This is a genomic window from Bacteroides sp. MSK.18.37, assembly GCF_019129155.2.
Classification (GTDB): domain Bacteria; phylum Bacteroidota; class Bacteroidia; order Bacteroidales; family Bacteroidaceae; genus Bacteroides; species Bacteroides ovatus.
The window spans coordinates 2,158,242-2,178,490 of sequence record NZ_JAHOIB020000001.1 but is presented as its reverse complement, the minus strand read 5'-3'; the positions used below and the strand labels follow the sequence as shown (position 1 = coordinate 2,178,490).

The following is a 20,249-nucleotide window of genomic DNA, read 5'->3' as shown; positions in this document are numbered from 1 at the left end:
AGAAATTCAGTTTATGAACAAGATGAAAAGATTGACAGGTCGGAAGATCCTTCTGGTAGCTGTGGCATTCTGTGCATTTGGTTTTGCAAAGGCGCAGGACACGCAGACGGAGAAGAATACCCTAACCTTAACCTTAGACAAAGCCTTGGAAATTGCATTGGATGAGAATCCGACAATGAAAGTGGCAGCGGAAGAAATCGCCTTAAAGAGAGTTGCCAGCAAGGAAGCCTGGCAAAGTCTGTTGCCGGAGGCCAGCATTGCCGGTTCCTTAGACCATACAATTAAAGCGGCTGAAATGAAATTGAACGATATGTCGTTCAAGATGGGGCAAGACGGTTCGAACACCGCCAATGCCGGGTTGAGTATTAACCTGCCACTCTTTGTGCCGGGTGTTTACCGTGCTATGTCGATGACAAAGACGGATATTGAACTGGCAGTAGAGAAGTCACGTGCTTCCAAACTGGATCTGGTGAATCAGGTAAGCAAGGCTTATTATCAGTTAATGCTTGCACAGGATAGCTATGAAGTGCTTCAAGGCAGCTATAAACTGGCAGAAGATAATTACAATGTAGTGAATGCCAAATATCAGCAGGGAACTGTGAGCGAATATGACAAGATCAGTGCGGAAGTACAGATGCGCAGCATTAAGCCGAACCTGATTGCGGCAGCCAATGCGGTGACTTTGGCTAAATTACAGTTAAAAGTTCTGATGGGCATCACTGCCGATGTGGAGATAAAGATTAATGATAATCTGACCAACTATGAGACGACCATGTTTGCCAATCAGTTGAAAGAAGAGAATGTGAATCTGAACAACAATACCACCATGAAGCAGTTGGACTTGAACATGAAGTTGCTCGAAAAGAATGTAAAGTCTTTAAAGACAAACTTTATGCCGACTCTTTCCATGAGCTTCTCCTATCAATATCAGTCATTGTATAATCCGAATATCAATTTCTTCGATTATAACTGGAGCAACAGTTCCAGCCTGATGTTCAATATCAGCATACCTTTATATAAGGCAAGCAATTTTACGAAAGTGAAATCTGCCCGTATCCAGATGCGCCAGCTCGATTGGAATCGTATCGATACGGAAAGACAGTTGAATATGCAGATTGTCAGTTGTCGCAATAATATGAGTGCCAGCACAGAGCAGGTAGTCAGCAACAAGGAAAATGTGATGCAGGCAAAGAAAGCGGTGGTGATTGCCGAAAAACGTTATGATGTAGGTAAGGGCACGGTGCTCGAACTGAACAGTTCCCAAGTGTCACTGACACAGGCGCAACTCACCTACAATCAGTCCATATACGATTACCTGGTTGCTAAGGCAGACCTCGATCAGGTTCTGGGAAAAGAATAAAGATAGACAACTAAAAAATTACAAGTAAGGAATATGAAAAGAAGTATCCAATTGGTAGCCCTGCTGTTAACTGTGTTTATGGGCTCATGTACAGGTGGAAAAGACAAAGCTGCTGCGGAACATGTGGACGCAAAGCCTATTGTGAAGCTGGCAGACGTAAAAGCCCGCCCCGTAGATCAAATACAGGATTACACAGCAACGGTGGAAGCCGAAGTAAAGAATAATATTGCGCCTTCGTCTCCCGTACGTATCGACCAGATTTTTGTGGAAGTGGGCGACCGCGTATCCAAAGGCCAGAAACTTGTGCAGATGGATGCAGCCAACCTGAAACAGACGAAGCTGCAACTAGATAATCAGGAAATAGAATTCAACCGTATCGACGAATTATATAAAGTGGGCGGTGCGTCCAAATCAGAGTGGGATGCTTCGAAGATGCAACTCGATGTGAAGAAAACCGCTTATAAGAATCTGCTGGAGAATACCTCTTTGCAAAGCCCTATCAATGGTGTAGTCACTGCGCGCAACTATGATAATGGCGATATGTACAGTGGTGGAGAACCGGTTCTGGTAGTAGAACAGATCACTCCCGTGAAACTCCTGATTAACGTGTCTGAAACCTACTTCACGAAAGTGAAAAAAGGTACTCCTGTCGACGTGAAACTCGATGTATATGGTGATGAAGTCTTTACAGGAACCATCAACCTGATTTACCCTACCATAGATGCTACTACCCGTACATTCCAGGTGGAGATCAGACTGGATAATAAAGACCAGCGTGTGCGTCCGGGAATGTTTGCCCGTGCGACATTGAACTTCGGTACAGCAGAAAACGTAGTTGTTCCTGATTTGGCTATCGTTAAGCAGGCAGGTTCCGGCGACCGTTATGTATTCGTTTATAAAGACGGTAAAGTATCTTATAATAAGGTTGAACTGGGTAGACGCATGGGTACGGAGTACGAGTTGAAATCCGGTGTGCCCGATAACTCACAGGTTGTAGTTGCCGGACAGTCACGTTTGGTGAACGGTATGGAAGTAGAGGTGGAAGCCTCTTCCCAACTTTCTTCCAAATGAGAGATGTACAGTACCTTTCTCCCAATGCTTTTATTAATTAACCTGATTTCAAAACGATCTTCCGGCTTCCTCTTCTTGGGAGAGGAGCGGGGAGAGGCTTTTAAATAAAACAACATGAGTTTATACGAAGGTGCGGTTAAGAAACCGATTATGACCTCCCTCTGCTTTCTGGCAGTGGTGATTTTTGGTCTTTTCTCTTTGTCCAAGTTACCTATCGACTTGTATCCGGACATTGACACGAATACAATCATGGTAATGACCGCTTATCCCGGAGCAAGTGCTTCGGATATAGAAAATAATGTGACTCGCCCGCTCGAAAATACGTTGAATGCGGTGAGCAACCTGAAACATATCACCTCCCGTTCTTCCGAGAATATGTCATTAATTACATTGGAGTTCGAGTTTGGTAACGATATTGACGTTCTCACCAATGATGTGCGCGATAAACTCGACATGGTAAGCTCACAGCTTCCCGATGATGTCGAGAATCCGATCATCTTCAAATTTAGTACGGACATGATTCCGATCGTGTTGCTTTCCGTACAGGCCAATGAGAGTCAGTCAGCGCTTTATAAGATATTGGACGACCGTGTGGTAAATCCGCTGGCACGTATTCCGGGAGTCGGAACCGTCTCCATCAGTGGTGCACCGCAACGTGAGATTCAGGTATATTGCGACCCTAACAAACTGGAAGCCTATCACCTGACTATTGAAACAATCAGCTCCATTATCGGAGCCGAGAATAAGAACATTCCCGGTGGTAACTTCGATATTGGTAGCGAAACCTATGCACTGCGTGTAGAAGGTGAGTTTGATGATTCCCGTCAGTTGGCAGATGTAGTGGTGGGTACACACAATGGGGCGAATGTCTTTTTGCGTGATGTAGCCCGTATTGTCGATACCGTGGAAGAACGTGCACAGGAAACCTATAATAATGGTGTGCAAGGTGCTATGATTGTAGTTCAGAAACAGTCGGGAGCCAATTCGGTAGAAATCTCCAAGAAAGTGGCCGACGCGCTGCCGAGGCTTCAAAAGAACCTGCCGAGCGACGTGAAGATTGGTGTCATTGTCGATACCTCGGACAACATTTTGAACACCATCGACAGTTTGACGGAAACCGTTGTTTATGCCTTGCTCTTTGTTGTCATCGTCGTGTTCCTCTTCCTGGGACGTTGGCGTGCGACGCTGATTATCTGTATCACTATTCCGCTTTCGTTGATTGCTTCGTTCATTTACTTGGCGATTAGTGGAAATACGATTAATATTATTTCGCTTTCGTCACTTTCTATTGCTATCGGTATGGTGGTGGATGATGCGATTGTGGTACTTGAAAACGTAACGACCCATATCGAGCGTGGCTCCGATCCGAAACAGGCAGCCGTGCACGGAACAAATGAGGTGGCAATCTCTGTAATTGCTTCTACGTTGACCATGATTGCCGTGTTCTTCCCGTTGACGATGGTAAGCGGTATGTCCGGTGTGCTTTTCAAACAGTTGGGTTGGATGATGTGTGCCATCATGTTTATTTCTACGGTCGCCGCACTATCTTTGACTCCGATGCTCTGTTCTCAGTTACTTCGCTTGCAGAAGAAACCATCGAAAATGTTCAAGCTCTTCTTTACTCCGATTGAGAAAGCGCTCGACGGACTTGATACTTGGTATGCGAAGATGTTGAACTGGGCTGTACGTCATCGTCCGATTGTGATTGTGGGATGTATTGCTTTCTTCGTTGTCAGTTTGCTGTGTGCAAAGGGCATCGGTACGGAGTTCTTCCCGGCACAGGATAATGCCCGTATTGCCGTACAGTTGGAACTTCCAATCGGTACACGAAAAGAGATAGCGCAGGAATTATCTCAGAAGTTAACCAACCAATGGCTGACGAAGTATAAAGACATAATGAAAGTCTGTAACTATACAGTCGGTCAGGCTGATTCTGACAACACTTGGGCATCCATGCAGGACAATGGCTCACATATAATCTCGTTCAACATCAGTTTGGTAGACCCGGGTGATCGTGACATCACTTTGGAAGCAGTCTGTGATGAGATGCGTGAAGATTTGAAAGCCTATCCGGAATTCAGTAAAGCACAGGTAATCCTCGGAGGTAGTAACACGGGTATGTCCGCGCAGGCAAGTGCCGACTTTGAGGTTTACGGATACGATATGACAGTAACCGATAGCGTAGCAGCCCGTCTGAAACGTGAATTATTGAAAGTAAAAGGCGTGACCGAGGTAAATATCAGCCGTAGTGACTACCAACCGGAATACCAGGTAGACTTCGACCGTGAAAAACTGGCGATGCATGGCTTGAATCTTTCAACTGCTGGTAACTATCTGCGTAACCGTGTCAATGGTGCGGTAGCATCTAAATATCGTGAGGACGGAGATGAATATGATATCAAAGTGCGTTACGCACCTGAATACCGTACAAGCCTGGAGAGTCTCGAAAATATCCTCATTTACAATGCACAGGGACAATCCGTTCGTGTGAAAGACGTCGGAAAGGTAGTCGAACGTTTTGCACCTCCTACCATCGAACGTAAAGACCGCGAACGTATCGTGACCGTTTCCGCTGTAATCTCCGGAGCTCCGCTGGGCGACGTAGTGGCTGCCGGAAATAAGGTGATAGATAAAATGGATCTTCCGGGAGAAGTCACCATCCAGATTTCCGGTTCGTACGAAGATCAGCAGGATTCATTCCGCGATTTGGGAACACTTGCCATCCTGATTGTTGTTCTGGTATTTATCGTGATGGCAGCGCAGTTCGAGTCACTGACTTATCCGTTTATCATCATGTTCTCCCTGCCGTTTGCGTTTAGTGGTGTCTTGATGGCACTATTCTTTACGAACAGCACATTGAGTGTCATGAGTTTATTGGGAGGTATCATGTTGATTGGTATTGTGGTGAAGAACGGTATTGTGCTTATTGACTACATTACCCTTTGTCGAGAACGTGGATTGGCTGTTTTGAACTCTGTGGTAACAGCAGGTAAGAGCCGTCTTCGTCCGGTACTGATGACCACCGCTACTACCGTTCTCGGTATGATTCCGATGGCTATCGGTGGCGGTCAAGGTTCGGAAATGTGGAGTCCGATGGCAATTGCCGTAATCGGTGGTTTGACGATATCTACTGTTTTGACATTGATTTTGATTCCTACTCTATATTGTGTATTCGCGGGAACTGGTATCAAGAACCGTCGTCGTAAACTCCGCCGTCAACGTGAATTGGACGTTTATTTCCAGGCGAATAAAGATAACATTATTAAGAAATAACAGAAAAGAAATATGAAATCAGTATTGATAACATTCGACCAGGCTTATTACGAACGAATCATGGCGTTGCTCGACCGTTTGGGTTGTCGTGGCTTTACATACCTTGAAAAAGTACAGGGACGTGGTTCGAAAACAGGCGATCCGCATTTCGGAAGCCATGCCTGGCCAAGTATGTGCTCGGCTATCCTGACAGTGGTAGAAGATAACAAAGTCGATTCATTGCTCGACACCTTGCATAAAATGGATTTGCAGACGGAACAATTAGGTTTGCGTGCATTTGTGTGGAACATTGAACGGACCATTTAAATGTGATCCGGTAGATAGATAAAAAGGAAAGGAGAATCTAATAAATAATGTAGATTCTCCTTTCTTTTTGTGGCTTTTGTCTATCTTTGCGGTCGTTTGGGATTTTAGAAACATTATGGAGATAATAAAGAATTATTTGAAATATTCGTTGTGGTTCGTACTGATTGTATTTGCAGCCTTACTCGGGCTTCATTGCCTTCCGGTACTGACCATTGACGGGCACACGATGAGGCGTGTAGACCTTTTGAGCGACCTTCGTTATCCGGAATCGGAGATTGCCACAGCTGATTCGGACAGTATCCCTTTGCCTCCAGTTGTAAAGCCGGTCTTTGTAGATACTTGTCGTGCAGGTATGACTTGCATTGAAGATTACAGTGATTCCACTCTCCGGGGGATGGCTCCTTTTTATGAAGCACTCAATCGTATCTCTTCCAGTGATTCAGATGACTCTGATGACAAACAGGTACGCATTGCCGTATTCGGAGACTCTTTTATCGAAGCGGATATATTTACAGCCGACTTGCGCGAAATGCTTCAGAAACAATTCGGCGGTTGTGGTGTAGGTTTTGTTACCATCACTTCCATGACAAGCGGTTACCGTCCTACGGTACGGCATACATTTGGCGGATGGTCCAGCCATGCAGTAACAGACAGTATCTATTTCGATAAGAAGAAACAAGGCATTTCCGGACACTATTTTGTCCCCCGGAACGGAGCTTATGTAGAACTACGCGGACAAAATAAATACGCCTCCCTGCTCGATACTTGCCAACGTGCTTCTATCTTCTTCTATAATAAAGATTCCGTTCTTCTTTCTGCCCGTGTGAACAAAGGAGAAAGCAAGAATTACTCTTTAGGCCCTTCTGATGGATTACAACAAGTTCAGGTGGACGGACGCATCGGTTCTATCCGTTGGACAGTAGATCGTGCGGACTCTGCCCTGTTCTATGGCTTGGCAATGGATGGAAAGAAAGGAATCATTCTCGATAACTTCTCGTTGCGTGGCAGTTCCGGTCTTTCCCTGCGCGGTATTCCGGTACAAACGTTGAAGCAGTTTAACCGCCAGCGTCCTTACGACCTGATTATCCTCGAATATGGATTGAATGTAGCTACCGAACGGGGACGCAATTATGATAATTACCAGAAAGGATTGATTACAGCTATCGAGCATCTGAAAGAATGTTTCCCACAAGCCGGAATTCTGTTATTGAGCGTTGGCGACCGTGATTATAAGAACGAAAACGGCGAACTCCGTACCATGCCCGGTGTTAAGAATCTGATTCGTTATCAGCAGAACATTGCTGCTGAAAGCGGTATTGCATTCTGGAATATGTTTGAAGCAATGGGCGGAGAAGGCAGTATGGCAAAACTCGTCCATGCCAAACCCTCTATGGCAAACTACGATTATACGCATATAAACTTCCGTGGCGGTAAGCATTTGGCTGGATTGCTTTATGAAACCATGATCTATGGTAAGGAACAATACGACAGGAGGCGTGCTTATGAGAAAGAGTAACCTGCTGTCCATCTTTATTCTCATTCTCGCCGGTATGTTGAGTGTCCCTTGTTTTCTTACAGAAACAATCGCGCAAGACCGTATGCCTGTATGCTCTCCATTGGGAAAGACTGCAAAGCGGATAAAGCCTTTACGGGAAATGAACTGGGCGAATGATACGATCAACGTACAAGTAGCCTTCCCTGCTGCTTTTCGCGAAACCGGACGGAATGAGATTATTGACAGCATTGCTCTGCTGGCTCCCGTCTTTGAACATCTCCGCCAGGTACGTGCCGGACTCTCCGAAGATACAGTCCGCATCGTTCATATTGGCGATAGCCACGTGCGTGGACATATCTATCCCCAAACCACCGGTGCCCGTTTGGCAGAAACCTTTGGTGCCATTTCTTATATTGATAAAGGCGTCAACGGAGCTACTTGCCTAACATTTACCCATCCGGATCGTATTACCGAAATCGCTGCCTTGAAACCCGAATTGCTGATTCTCTCTTTCGGAACCAATGAAAGCCATAACCGGCGTTATAATATAAATGTGCACTACAATCAGATGGATGAACTTGTGAAACTGTTGCGCGACAGTCTTCCTAACATCCCCATTCTTCTGACTACCCCTCCCGGTTCCTATGAAAGTTTCCGGCAACGGAGGCGTAGGCGCACGTATGCCATCAATCCCCGTACGGCAACAGCAGCGGAAACTATCCGCCGTTATGCCAAAGACCATCGCCTGCTCGTGTGGGATATGTATGATGTAGTCGGAGGGAAGCGTCGTGCCTGCACCAACTGGACGGAGGCAAACCTGATGCGTCCCGATCATGTACATTATTTACCTGAAGGATACATCCTGCAAGGAAATTTATTATACCAAGCACTTATACAAGCATATAATGACTATGTTTCCCATTGATATAGATTTCAGTAGACTAAAAGAGGTACTTACCTACGATCCGCAAGCCCCGATGATATTCAGCAGCGGTATCTTCCTTTGGCTGTTCGCTGCTTTCATGGTAGTGTATGTGTTGTTACAACGTAAATACACTGCCCGCATCTTGTTTGTCACCCTCTTTTCCTATTATTTCTACTACAAGAGTAGCGGCACATACTTCTTTCTGCTTGCTATAGTCACCGTTGCCGACTTCTTTCTTGCACAGCTAATGGATCGTGCAGAAGGGTATTGGAAACGTAAAGGATTAGTAGTTTTGAGTCTGAGTATCAATCTGGGACTTCTTGTCTATTTCAAATATACCAATTTCCTGGGTGGAGTGATAGCGTCATTGATGGGAGGAGAGTTTACCGCCCTTGATATATTCCTGCCGGTCGGTATCTCTTTCTTTACTTTCCAGTCGCTAAGCTACACCATCGACGTTTACCGGAGGGACATAAAGCCATTGACGAATCTTTTGGACTATGCTTTCTACGTATCTTTCTTCCCCCAGTTGGTGGCAGGACCTATCGTGCGTGCCCGCGATTTTATCCCGCAAATCCGGAAACCTCTCTTTGTTTCGCAGGAGATGTTCGGCCGCGGAATCTTCCTGATCGTATCCGGTCTTTTCAAGAAAGCCATTATCTCCGACTATATCAGCATCAACTTTGTAGAACGTATTTTTGATAATCCTACTCTCTATTCGGGTGTTGAGAATCTGATGGGAGTGTATGGTTATGCTTTACAGATTTACTGCGACTTTTCCGGATATAGTGACATGGCTATCGGTATCGCTTTATTGCTGGGCTTTCATTTTAATCTCAACTTTAATTCTCCTTATAAGTCTGCCTCCATTACCGAATTCTGGCGTCGTTGGCACATCTCTTTGTCCAGTTGGCTGCGGGATTATCTGTATATTTCTTTAGGAGGAAACCGAAAAGGTAAGTTCCGGCAATATCTGAATCTTATCATTACCATGTTTCTGGGTGGATTGTGGCATGGCGCATCTTGGAACTTCGTTCTTTGGGGAACCTTCCACGGAGTTGCTTTAGCATTGCATAAAATGTGGATGACCATCACCGGGCGTAAGAAAGGAGAACAAAGTCATGGTTGGCGGCGTGTATTCGGAGTGGTTATTACTTTCCATTTTGTCTGCTTCTGCTGGATTTTCTTCCGTAATGCCGATTTTCAGAACTCAATGGATATGCTGGGACAGATATTCACTACTTTCCGTCCGCAACTGTTCCCACAGTTACTTGAAGGATATTGGAAAGTATTCGCATTAATGTTGCTCGGCTTCCTGCTTCATTTTGCTCCCGATAGCTGGGAAAATGCAGCTTGCCGGGGAGTGATCCGTCTACCGTTCGTAGGAAAAGCAGTGTTGATGATAGCTTTGATTTACCTTGTTATTCAGATGAAGAGTTCGGAGATTCAGCCGTTTATCTATTTCCAGTTCTGATCCGCCTTCTTTTTAATATCCGGTTGAAGCCGTAATTGGAATATTTTTCCTTTCTTTGTGAAAGGAAAATATAAACATTCTGCTTTATGGAAAACTCTTTCAGTTATCAGCCGGCAGCCGATCGTTACGAACAGATGCCTTATACATATTGTGGCAAGAGTGGCTTGCAGTTACCTCTAATCTCTTTGGGATTGTGGCATAATTTCGGTAGTGTGGACAATTTCAATGTAGCAACCGACATGATTAAGTATGCTTTCGATCACGGTGTTACTCATTTTGACTTGGCAAATAATTACGGTCCTGCTCCCGGAAGTGCCGAAGTAAATTTCGGACGAATCTTGAAAGAGAACTTTCAAGGCTACCGGGATGAAATGATTATCTCTTCCAAGGCCGGTCATGACATGTGGGCAGGTCCTTATGGCGGAAATAGCTCTCGAAAAAATCTGATGGCGAGCATTGACCAAAGTCTCTGCCGGACAGGTTTGGAGTATTTTGATATCTTTTATAGTCATCGTTATGACGGAGTCACTCCAGTTGAAGAAACCATTCAGACATTGATTGATATTGTGAAGCAAGGTAAAGCATTGTATATCGGAATTTCTAAATATCCTCCCGAACAAGCCCGTGTTGCCTATGAGATGATGGCAAAAGCCGGTGTTCCCTGTCTTATCAGCCAATATCGATATAGTATGTTCGATCGTGCGGTTGAGGCTGAATCACTTCCTTTAGCAGCGGAGTACGGTTCCGGCTTCATAGCTTTCTCTCCTTTGGCACAAGGATTATTGACCGATAAATATCTGAACGGCATTCCGGAAGGTTCCCGTGCTGCCCGTTCTTCGGGTTTTCTTCAACAATCTCAAGTGACGCATGAAAAGGTAGAAGCTGCCCGTCAATTAAATGAAATAGCCCGCCGCCGTGGGCAAACGCTGGCTGAAATGGCTTTGGCATGGGTGCTGAAAGACGAAAGAATGACATCAGTGATTGTAGGTGCAAGTTCTGTGAATCAGTTAGCCGACAATTTGAAAGCGCTGGAACATTTGGAGTTCACGGCAGACGAGTTGAAAGAAATAGAGCAAATTTTACCCGGATAAATTCAGCCTGATTCATAAGGAGGTGTCGTATTTACAATTTGAATTCAGCAGTCTCCGCTGAATTCAGCTTCTGCAAATGTTTTTTCATATTCATTTCTCATGTTCTCATAAATGATATGATAATAGTTTGTAAATCAATGATATAATACTATGAGAAATGAACTGTGAAATGGCATTTCTCATAGTATTTCCATCATTTACCCCTAAAAAAGATGCATTTCTCATAGGTTTCAAATCATTTCTCATCTTATTCTCATACTCCTTCTTATTTGTTTTGCTCATTTCTCATATATGATGGCTGCAGCTTTTCCCGGACTCTCGCCGGACTTACGATTATTCCTTTCCCTATGTCGTTTATTAATCAACTTCCTATTGTTTACTGCTTTCCTGTGTATCATTCACCTTATATCTTACTGTTTTCCCTTACTCACTGCTATTTCTTCCTGCTACTATCTGTATCATTGCACTCGAGTGAACAGATCGTTCCACTCTAGTGGACGGTTCTTTCTACTCTAGTGCACAGGCCTGTCCACTGGAGTGGAACGATATAGATGCCGGTAGAAAAATATGCGGATACCTGCTCTATATACTTCCAATAAGCACTGATAATATATTGTAAATAGGTGCATGGTCTGGTATTCAACTTGGTCTTTAGCTTAGGATCTAGCTTGAGAATTTATAGGATAAATAGTCAAAATACTATGAGAAATACCTTGATAAGTTATGAGAAATAGGTTGTTTTATGTACAAAATGCGGGTCATACTATGAGAAATACCGTTTTATATTTTTATTCTCATTGTGCTATATTGTTGATTTACAGAAGATTATTGTGCATGTTATGAGAATATGAGAAATGAAAATGAGAAATTGTTTCTAGTAGGATATTGGGTTTGTGTTTTTTATGCGATATAGACTGAATTAATTGATCTATCATGTTTTTCCTGTCAAAATTGTTTGTTTAATAGATATTTATTTCTACTTTTGTGATAACTTACTTTCGAGCGAAGGAAGTAGTTTTTTAATAATTTTATTGAGAACGGTTATTTGTTACATTCATATATAAAATCCGCTAAATTTTAACTTTCGTGAATGGAATGAATGACAGGTCTCACGCACTATTGTCTGTATAACCTTGTTATATATCCAATTGGGCGTGGGGCTATCATTCATGTTCACGAAAGGGGTCTTAGCGGATACCTATATATGGCATGAATAGATAGTTTCCACGTATTCTATGCTAATATCCTAATCTCTTATTCCGTTTAACAATAAATTAACTTCTCGTTCTTTTTCCTTTCTATAACTTCTCGTTCTTCATAATATTTGTATGTATTTTGATCATATGGTACTTTCTTCCTGACTAATGCCACTATGATTCTTATGAGTTTGTTCTTGACATTATTTAAAGCCACTTGAGGCTTCTTTCCCTTACTAATCAGTCTTTGATAGTAATCTCTAATTTCGGGATTATATATTTTGGCTATATGAGCTGCTTGTCCTAATAATGATTTAATAAGTTTATTGGCGAAATGGCTTGTATGAGCAGGTGTATTTACACTCGTTCCGGATTGTTTACCAAAGGGGGCAACTCCATAATAGCATGCAATCTTTCTTGGGTCATATCCGAATTTTTTGAAGTTGTTTGTGTAGACCAACATACAGGTTGCGTTTTGCCTGGCTACGCCTTTTATTGAGGTTATAATAGCATAATTTTCTTTCAGTTCCTCATCCGCCTCTATTATGCTATCAATGGCCTTATCGCATTCGGCAATTGTTTTGTTTATCTCCGCAATAAGGTGTTTGCTCTTGCGGTTGATGAAGGATATTGCTTTTGACTTGTTTGATTGTGATTTGTCCTCTTTTCGTAATTCCATTGCCACTCTTTGCCCAACTAGCTTATGCCTATAGAGGAAAATCTCCCTTAGTTGCGCAAGGGATTCATTCAATGGTTCAAAGGGTACAACCTTGTCCTGTTGCCTCCATGCGTATTCAGCAATGATTGCTGAGTCCGCCTTATCGTTTTTCACACGCTGGATACCACTGCTATGTTTTATGGCGTAAGCGTTCTCAATCCATATGTCATAGCCTTTTCCGTAAAGCCATTTGCTCAGTCCTATACTACATGAACCTGTGTCTTCTCCACAGAATAGCCATTCCTCAGCAATTGTATTCCAAGCGTTTGTTTTAACCCAATTACATAACTTGCGGTAGCCCGTAGTGTTATTTGGGAAACACCCATACTCACGGGAGCCTATTTCGTTCATTCCACATGCGAGAATTATCGTCGCGTCAAGTTTCTCCTTTGAAAAATCAATTCCAATAAATAATTTTTTCATATTTTTGCTGTACTTTTCTAAGACTGGTAAAAGCTGTTTGAACTCTAAACTCTAAATAGGCTCGCAACCTTGATATTCTATCGGAGCTTTGCAGCTTGGCGGAGAGAGGCCGTTACGTGGGCTAGCCTCAAGTGCTTTCTCTTTTATGGTGTCCTCTTCCCGCCTATCAGTCTTTATCTTAATACAACAAAGATAATAAGACTGATATTTTCCTGATAAGATGCGGAGGTAATTATTCGTCTCGCTTGACTTTTTTAAAATAAATTTCCGACCTCTTATCTATTAACTGCAAACTTAGAGCTCTCTTTTTTTATAACCCTCGCACCACCGGGAACTGATGCGGTAATAAACGCAACCTATGTACGGAGACTTTAATCGAATTGTTGTTCAGCTGACTCAGCATCCTGTTATGTACAAACCCCTCTCGGATTTAACCTATACGGAATGTGAACTAGCCTATGCTTTGATACGGGAGTTGATTGATTTGTCAATCGAAGGGAATTATACTTTATTGGACTATATCCAAATGGCCCGGCTGGAATACTATCTGGGTGAACTGTCTTGTAAGATAAGCTGTAGTAGGGAGGAGACTGCCCTTCATTATGCGGGCGCCCTTCATCTGTTAGAAAAAGGCGGCTTTGATTTGGGCATAAAGAAGTGGGTTGAACTTGTCAGCCTGCGAATAGAGAACTCTAAAAAAGAATGACATTCTGATTTTATAGTTAGAATCTGATTAGTACCCACTCTGTATTTATCCGATCTATACCTATGGAATAGTCAACCGTTAGACCGCTTAGAAAAAGTATTCTGACGGTTGATTCTAAATCCTCTTGCTTTTTTCTAATATCTATTTTCTTGTAGTTTTCTTTTTCGTCTTTTTCTTTTCATTCTCTTTTCACGCCTTCACGCGCCCGCGTGTGATATAATAATGTGTATCCCTCTCGTCGTTTCCGCGCACAATTTCCCTATACATAAAAAATATGTTCTCCAACATCGTTATGCGTCAGCACTTTAGCAAATGTATTCAAAAATAATTAGAAAAAATAGTTTGATATATTTGGAGTGTATACCAAAAGGGCGTACTTTTGCACCCGCTTTCCAAGAGAAGAAAGCCTTGACAAATTGACTTAGTGAAAAAGTGGAATCCCACTTAAAGAAAAGAACAAAAAACTTCCGAAAAAGTTTGGATTATAATAAATAAAGTTCTTATCTTTGCAGTCCGATTCGCAAAGAAAATTGGCAAGAGTTATTCTTTCATACCTTCTTTCCCTTTCGCATAGAGAGCCAGAGAAATCGAGTAAAAAGAAAAACTAAAAAACTTCCGAAAAAGTTTGGTAGTTAAAAATAAAGCCCTTACCTTTGCACCCGCTTTTAAAACGAAAGCAACAAGTTCTTTGAAATATTGATAAACAATACAAGTAGTACAAGTAAAAAAATAGAACCGTCAATACTTGTCTTATGAAGTAGTGATACAATTAAGACTAATAGGTATTTGAATAAGGTCAATAAATTTACGGCGTCCTGAACAGAGCAAAAAAGTCATCCTAAGGGATGATAAAAAATACTTTTACAATGAAGAGTTTGATCCTGGCTCAGGATGAACGCTAGCTACAGGCTTAACACATGCAAGTCGAGGGGCAGCATTTTAGTTTGCTTGCAAACTGAAGATGGCGACCGGCGCACGGGTGAGTAACACGTATCCAACCTGCCGATAACTCCGGAATAGCCTTTCGAAAGAAAGATTAATACCGGATGGCATACGAATATCGCATGATATTTTTATTAAAGAATTTCGGTTATCGATGGGGATGCGTTCCATTAGTTTGTTGGCGGGGTAACGGCCCACCAAGACTACGATGGATAGGGGTTCTGAGAGGAAGGTCCCCCACATTGGAACTGAGACACGGTCCAAACTCCTACGGGAGGCAGCAGTGAGGAATATTGGTCAATGGGCGAGAGCCTGAACCAGCCAAGTAGCGTGAAGGATGAAGGCTCTATGGGTCGTAAACTTCTTTTATATGGGAATAAAGTTTTCCACGTGTGGAATTTTGTATGTACCATATGAATAAGGATCGGCTAACTCCGTGCCAGCAGCCGCGGTAATACGGAGGATCCGAGCGTTATCCGGATTTATTGGGTTTAAAGGGAGCGTAGGTGGATTGTTAAGTCAGTTGTGAAAGTTTGCGGCTCAACCGTAAAATTGCAGTTGAAACTGGGAGTCTTGAGTACAGTAGAGGTGGGCGGAATTCGTGGTGTAGCGGTGAAATGCTTAGATATCACGAAGAACTCCGATTGCGAAGGCAGCTCACTAGACTGTCACTGACACTGATGCTCGAAAGTGTGGGTATCAAACAGGATTAGATACCCTGGTAGTCCACACAGTAAACGATGAATACTCGCTGTTTGCGATATACAGTAAGCGGCCAAGCGAAAGCATTAAGTATTCCACCTGGGGAGTACGCCGGCAACGGTGAAACTCAAAGGAATTGACGGGGGCCCGCACAAGCGGAGGAACATGTGGTTTAATTCGATGATACGCGAGGAACCTTACCCGGGCTTAAATTGCAACAGAATATATTGGAAACAGTATAGCCGTAAGGCTGTTGTGAAGGTGCTGCATGGTTGTCGTCAGCTCGTGCCGTGAGGTGTCGGCTTAAGTGCCATAACGAGCGCAACCCTTATCTTTAGTTACTAACAGGTTATGCTGAGGACTCTAGAGAGACTGCCGTCGTAAGATGTGAGGAAGGTGGGGATGACGTCAAATCAGCACGGCCCTTACGTCCGGGGCTACACACGTGTTACAATGGGGGGTACAGAAGGCGGCTACCTGGTGACAGGATGCTAATCCCAAAAACCTCTCTCAGTTCGGATCGAAGTCTGCAACCCGACTTCGTGAAGCTGGATTCGCTAGTAATCGCGCATCAGCCATGGCGCGGTGAATACGTTCCCGGGCCTTGTACACACCGCCCGTCAAGCCATGAAAGCCGGGGGTACCTGAAGTACGTAACCGCAAGGAGCGTCCTAGGGTAAAACTGGTAATTGGGGCTAAGTCGTAACAAGGTAGCCGTACCGGAAGGTGCGGCTGGAACACCTCCTTTCTGGAGCGATGCCGTAACTGTCACAAAACGTGGCAGCCACTTAGAGACTTTAAAGGTTCTGTTTTTTGTACTACTGGTACTTGTTTATTTATAACATATAGATCAACCATCTATAGAAGTATAGATAGAGATAAACAAGAGAAAAAAGAAGCCGAGTCTAACATACAGGTAGACAAGGTTGAACTAGTCCTATAGCTCAGTTGGTTAGAGCGCTACACTGATAATGTAGAGGTCGGCAGTTCAACTCTGCCTGGGACTACCAAGCTCAAGAATGAGGAACAGGGAAAGCTAAAAGCTAAAAAACAAAATTCTTGAATAACCTCTTGGGGGATTAGCTCAGCTGGCTAGAGCATCTGCCTTGCACGCAGAGGGTCAACGGTTCGAATCCGTTATTCTCCACGATCTCTGAAAAAGAGAAACGATCTTTGACATGATGTACAAAAAGTAAAATTTTAGTAAGAGCTAAAAGTATATATCAAACCGTACGTGTTCGAGTACGCAATATTGATAGAAGGAAGCAATTCCACTACCAATACCAGTACGAGAATAAAACGTTTGAAAGAAAGTAAGCAAGGGCGCATGGCGGATGCCTTGGCTCTCGGAGGCGATGAAGGACGTGATAAGCTGCGATAAGCTTCGGGCAGGTGCAAATAACCTTTGATCCGAAGATTTCCGAATGGGACAACCCGTCATTCTGAAGGAATGACATCTTGCATAGCAAGAGGCTAACGCAGGGAACTGAAACATCTTAGTACCTGTAGGAAAAGAAAATAATAATGATTCCCCTAGTAGTGGCGAGCGAACGGGGATTAGCCCAAACCAATGTTGTTACGGCAATATTGGGGTTGTAGGACCACGATGTCGCAAGAAATTTAGTGAGAAGAACCCTTTGGAAAATGGGACCATAGACGGTGATAGTCCGGTATTCGAAGCTAAATGAAGCGTAGTGGTATCCTGAGTAGCGCGGGACACGAGGAATCTTGCGTGAATCTGCCGGGACCATCCGGTAAGGCTAAATACTCCCGAGAGACCGATAGCGAACCAGTACTGTGAAGGAAAGGTGAAAAGCACTTCGAATAGAAGAGTGAAATAGTCCCTGAAACCGTGCGCCTACAAGCGGTCGGAGCTGCTTCAGCAGTGACGGCGTGCCTTTTGCATAATGAACCTACGAGTTACTTTTTCCGGCAAGGTTAAGGATCTTGAGATCCGCAGCCGAAGCGAAAGCGAGTCTTAACAGGGCGATTAGTCGGAAGGAGTAGACGCGAAACCAAGTGATCTACCCTTGGTCAGGTTGAAGGTTAGGTAACACTAACTGGAGGACCGAACCGATAAGCGTTGAAAAGCTTCCGGATGAACTGAGGGTGGGGGTGAAAGGCTAATCAAACTTGGAGATAGCTCGTACTCCCCGAAATGCATTTAGGTGCAGCCTTGGGAATTACTACTGTGAGGTAGAGCGACTGATAAGATGCGAGGGCTTCACCGCCTATCAAGTCTTGATAAACTCCGAATGCGCAGTAGTTCGATCCCAGGAGTGAGGGCATGGGTGCTAAGGTCCATGTCCTAAAGGAGAAGAATCCGGACCATCAGCTAAGGTCCCGAAATAATTGCTAAGTTGAACTAACGAAGTCAGATTGCTAAGACAGCTAGGATGTTGGCTTGGAAGCAGCCATTCATTTAAAGAGTGCGTAACAGCTCACTAGTCGAGGAGTTTGGCGTGGATAATAATCGGGCATCAAGCAATTTACCGAAGCTATGGGATCAGTAATGATCGGTAGGGGAGCATTCCACTCTGCGTCGAAGGTGAAGCGTGAGCTTTGCTGGAGCGTGTGGAAAAGCAAATGTAGGTATAAGTAACGATAAAGGGGGTGAGAAACCCCCTCGCCGAAAGACTAAGGTTTCCTGATCAACGCTAATCGGATCAGGGTTAGTCGGGTCCTAAGGCTCAGCCGAACGGTGAGGCCGATGGCAGAACAGGTTAATATTCCTGTACTACCTTAAGGAGTGACGTGGAGACGGAGGAGTGACAGCGCCGCGGACTGACGGAATAGTCCGTTGAAGGGTGTAGATGTTGATTATCCCAGGCAAATCCGGGATAAGAGTCGAACCTGATAGTATACCAAATTCCTCGGAATAAGGTAATAGTGCGTGTAAGCATACTCCCAAGAAAATCCGCTAAACTTAATCTTTAAGGTACCCGTACCGCAAACGGACACACGTAGTCGGGTTGAATATACTAAGGCGCTTGAGTGATTCACGGTTAAGGAACTAGGCAAATTGACCCTGTAACTTCGGGATAAAGGGTCCCAACGAGAGTTGGGCGCAGAGAATAGGTCCAGGCAACTGTTTAACAAAAACACAGGGCTGTGCCAAATTGAAAGATTACGTATACAGCCTGACACCTGCCCGGTGCTGGAAGGTTAAGAGGAGATGTCATCGCAAGAGAAGCATTGAATTGAAGCCCCAGTAAACGGCGGCCGTAACTATAACGGTCCTAAGGTAGCGAAATTCCTTGTCGGGTAAGTTCCGACCTGCACGAATGGTGTAATGATCTGGACACTGTCTCAACCGTGAGCTCAGTGAAATTGTAGTATCGGTGAAGATGCCGATTACCCGCGATGGGACGAAAAGACCCCGTGAACCTTTACTATAGCTTAACATTGAATTTGGGTAATTGATGTGTAGGATAGGCCGGAGACTTTGAAGCAGGTACGCCAGTATTTGTGGAGTCGCTGTTGAAATACGGCCCTTTGATTATTTGAGTTCTAACTCGTAGATACGAGGACACTGTTTGGTGGGTAGTTTGACTGGGGTGGTCGCCTCCAAAAGTGTAACGGAGGCTTCTAAAGGTGCCCTCAGGACGATTGGTAACCGTCCGTAGAGTGTAATGGCATAAGGGCGCTTGACTGGGAGACAGACAAGTCGATCAGGTAGGAAACTAGAGCATAGTGATCCGGTGTTTCCGTATGGAAGGGACATCGCTCAAAGGATAAAAGGTACTCCGGGGATAACAGGCTGATCCCTCCCAAGAGCTCATATCGACGGAGGGGTTTGGCACCTCGATGTCGGCTCGTCACATCCTGGGGCTGGAGAAGGTCCCAAGGGTTGGGCTGTTCGCCCATTAAAGTGGCACGCGAGCTGGGTTCAGAACGTCGTGAGACAGTTCGGTCTCTATCTATCGTGGGCGTATGAAATTTGCGTGGCTCTGACACTAGTACGAGAGGACCGTGTTGGACTGACCGCTGGTTTACCAGTTGTGCCGCCAGGTGCATTGCTGGGTATCTAAGTCGGGATTGGATAAGTGCTGAAAGCATCTAAGTACGAAGCCAGCCACAAGATTAGATTTCTTAGGGTCGTCAAAGACGATGACGTTGATAGGATGCAGGTGTAAAGGTGGTAACATCAAAGCCGAGCATTACTAATTGCCCGTTCACTTTCTTTCGGACATGTACCGGTTGGGTATATACGTTTAGCTTGCTAGACACTGAAATTTTACTTTTCATCATGTCATAACCTTCTTCAGGTGGTTATAGCACGAGGGTTCCACCTCTTCCCATTCCGAACAGAGAAGTTAAGCCTCGTCACGCCGATGGTACTGCGTAACAGTGGGAGAGTAGGTAGCCGCCGTTTTTAAGAAAAGTCCCCTTCAGTAGGAATATTGGAGGGGATTTTTAATTTCTTAAAACTCTGGATATTCAGAGGAAATGTTTTTTTAACATATTAAGTCGCAAACTCATCGAACAAAACATATTGTAGCTTGTTTTTATAAAAGAGTTAAACTTAAATGTTTAAATGATGTGAACGACGATAAACATATACAAT

General features: G+C 44.1%; 10 protein-coding genes, 2 tRNA genes and 3 rRNA genes. 14 read left to right on the top strand and 1 reads right to left on the bottom strand.

Annotation, left to right across the window (positions count from 1 at the left end):
* The first annotated feature begins 13 nt into the window (after window positions 1-13).
* The 8 genes from KSX81_RS09175 to KSX81_RS09140 all read left to right on the top strand — a co-directional run bounded on the left by KSX81_RS09175 (window position 14) and on the right by KSX81_RS09140 (window position 10,995).
* Window positions 14-1,360 carry a TolC family protein gene (locus tag KSX81_RS09175; RefSeq protein ID WP_004310868.1) on the top strand — a complete coding sequence of 449 codons (1,347 nt, stop codon included), beginning with the start codon at window positions 14-16 and terminating at the stop codon, window positions 1,358-1,360.
* Between the two features lie 33 nt (window positions 1,361-1,393).
* Window positions 1,394-2,431 carry an efflux RND transporter periplasmic adaptor subunit gene (locus KSX81_RS09170; protein ID WP_004307515.1) on the top strand — a complete coding sequence of 346 codons (1,038 nt, stop codon included), beginning with the start codon at window positions 1,394-1,396 and terminating at the stop codon, window positions 2,429-2,431.
* Window positions 2,432-2,545: 114 nt separating this feature from the next.
* Window positions 2,546-5,704 carry an efflux RND transporter permease subunit gene (locus tag KSX81_RS09165; protein WP_004310863.1) on the top strand — a complete coding sequence of 1,053 codons (3,159 nt, stop codon included), beginning with the start codon at window positions 2,546-2,548 and terminating at the stop codon, window positions 5,702-5,704.
* Between the two features lie 12 nt (window positions 5,705-5,716).
* Window positions 5,717-6,010 (top strand): PG0541 family transporter-associated protein, encoded by a 294-nt coding sequence (locus KSX81_RS09160; RefSeq protein ID WP_004307513.1) that lies wholly within the window; start codon window positions 5,717-5,719, stop codon window positions 6,008-6,010.
* A 115-nt stretch (window positions 6,011-6,125) separates the two neighbouring features.
* A complete protein-coding gene (locus KSX81_RS09155) occupies window positions 6,126-7,526 on the top strand; it encodes an SGNH/GDSL hydrolase family protein (protein WP_217725770.1) in 1,401 nt (466 codons plus the stop codon).
* Entirely contained in the window at window positions 7,513-8,430 is a 918-nt protein-coding gene (locus KSX81_RS09150) for an SGNH/GDSL hydrolase family protein (RefSeq protein ID WP_008646306.1), read from the top strand. The genes KSX81_RS09155 and KSX81_RS09150 overlap by 14 nt, the downstream gene beginning before the upstream one ends.
* Entirely contained in the window at window positions 8,417-9,904 is a 1,488-nt protein-coding gene (locus tag KSX81_RS09145) for an MBOAT family O-acyltransferase (RefSeq protein ID WP_004307510.1), read from the top strand. The genes KSX81_RS09150 and KSX81_RS09145 overlap by 14 nt, the downstream gene beginning before the upstream one ends.
* 86 nt (window positions 9,905-9,990) lie before the next feature.
* Window positions 9,991-10,995 (top strand): aldo/keto reductase, encoded by a 1,005-nt coding sequence (locus tag KSX81_RS09140; protein ID WP_004307509.1) that lies wholly within the window; start codon window positions 9,991-9,993, stop codon window positions 10,993-10,995.
* A 1,263-nt stretch (window positions 10,996-12,258) separates the two neighbouring features.
* On the opposite strand, the gene KSX81_RS09135 is transcribed toward KSX81_RS09140, so the two are convergent.
* Complete coding sequence (locus KSX81_RS09135) at window positions 12,259-13,332, bottom strand: IS110 family transposase (RefSeq protein ID WP_008645115.1); 1,074 nt, start codon at window positions 13,330-13,332, stop codon at window positions 12,259-12,261.
* 358 nt (window positions 13,333-13,690) lie between these two features.
* On the opposite strand from KSX81_RS09135, the gene KSX81_RS09130 reads away from it, so the two are divergent.
* The 6 genes from KSX81_RS09130 (at window position 13,691) to rrf (ending at window position 20,057) form a co-directional block, all read left to right on the top strand.
* Entirely contained in the window at window positions 13,691-14,038 is a 348-nt protein-coding gene (locus KSX81_RS09130; RefSeq protein ID WP_115485096.1) for a hypothetical protein, read from the top strand.
* A gap of 863 nt (window positions 14,039-14,901) precedes the next feature.
* Window positions 14,902-16,430, top strand: a 16S ribosomal RNA gene (locus tag KSX81_RS09125).
* A 185-nt stretch (window positions 16,431-16,615) separates the two neighbouring features.
* Window positions 16,616-16,692, top strand: a tRNA-Ile gene (locus KSX81_RS09120).
* Between the two features lie 63 nt (window positions 16,693-16,755).
* A tRNA-Ala gene (locus tag KSX81_RS09115) sits at window positions 16,756-16,829 on the top strand.
* Between the two features lie 160 nt (window positions 16,830-16,989).
* Window positions 16,990-19,869 (top strand): 23S ribosomal RNA (locus tag KSX81_RS09110).
* Window positions 19,870-19,946: 77 nt separating this feature from the next.
* Window positions 19,947-20,057: ribosomal RNA gene (gene rrf / locus KSX81_RS09105) — 5S ribosomal RNA — on the top strand.
* Together the 16S, 23S and 5S rRNA genes with 2 tRNA genes alongside form the textbook arrangement of a ribosomal RNA operon.
* The last annotated feature ends 192 nt before the right edge of the window (window positions 20,058-20,249 follow it).

Coding starts and splice junctions, on each gene's coding strand:
- KSX81_RS09175 (WP_004310868.1), top strand. CDS start 14: ATGAACAAGATGAAAAGATTGACAGGTCGGAAGATCCTTCTGGTAGCT.
- KSX81_RS09155 (WP_217725770.1), top strand. CDS start 6,126: ATGGAGATAATAAAGAATTATTTGAAATATTCGTTGTGGTTCGTACTG.
- KSX81_RS09140 (WP_004307509.1), top strand. CDS start 9,991: ATGGAAAACTCTTTCAGTTATCAGCCGGCAGCCGATCGTTACGAACAG.
- KSX81_RS09130 (WP_115485096.1), top strand. CDS start 13,691: ATGTACGGAGACTTTAATCGAATTGTTGTTCAGCTGACTCAGCATCCT.
- KSX81_RS09165 (WP_004310863.1), top strand. CDS start 2,546: ATGAGTTTATACGAAGGTGCGGTTAAGAAACCGATTATGACCTCCCTC.
- KSX81_RS09170 (WP_004307515.1), top strand. CDS start 1,394: ATGAAAAGAAGTATCCAATTGGTAGCCCTGCTGTTAACTGTGTTTATG.
- KSX81_RS09145 (WP_004307510.1), top strand. CDS start 8,417: ATGTTTCCCATTGATATAGATTTCAGTAGACTAAAAGAGGTACTTACC.
- KSX81_RS09135 (WP_008645115.1), bottom strand. CDS start 13,332: ATGAAAAAATTATTTATTGGAATTGATTTTTCAAAGGAGAAACTTGAC.
- KSX81_RS09160 (WP_004307513.1), top strand. CDS start 5,717: ATGAAATCAGTATTGATAACATTCGACCAGGCTTATTACGAACGAATC.
- KSX81_RS09150 (WP_008646306.1), top strand. CDS start 7,513: ATGAGAAAGAGTAACCTGCTGTCCATCTTTATTCTCATTCTCGCCGGT.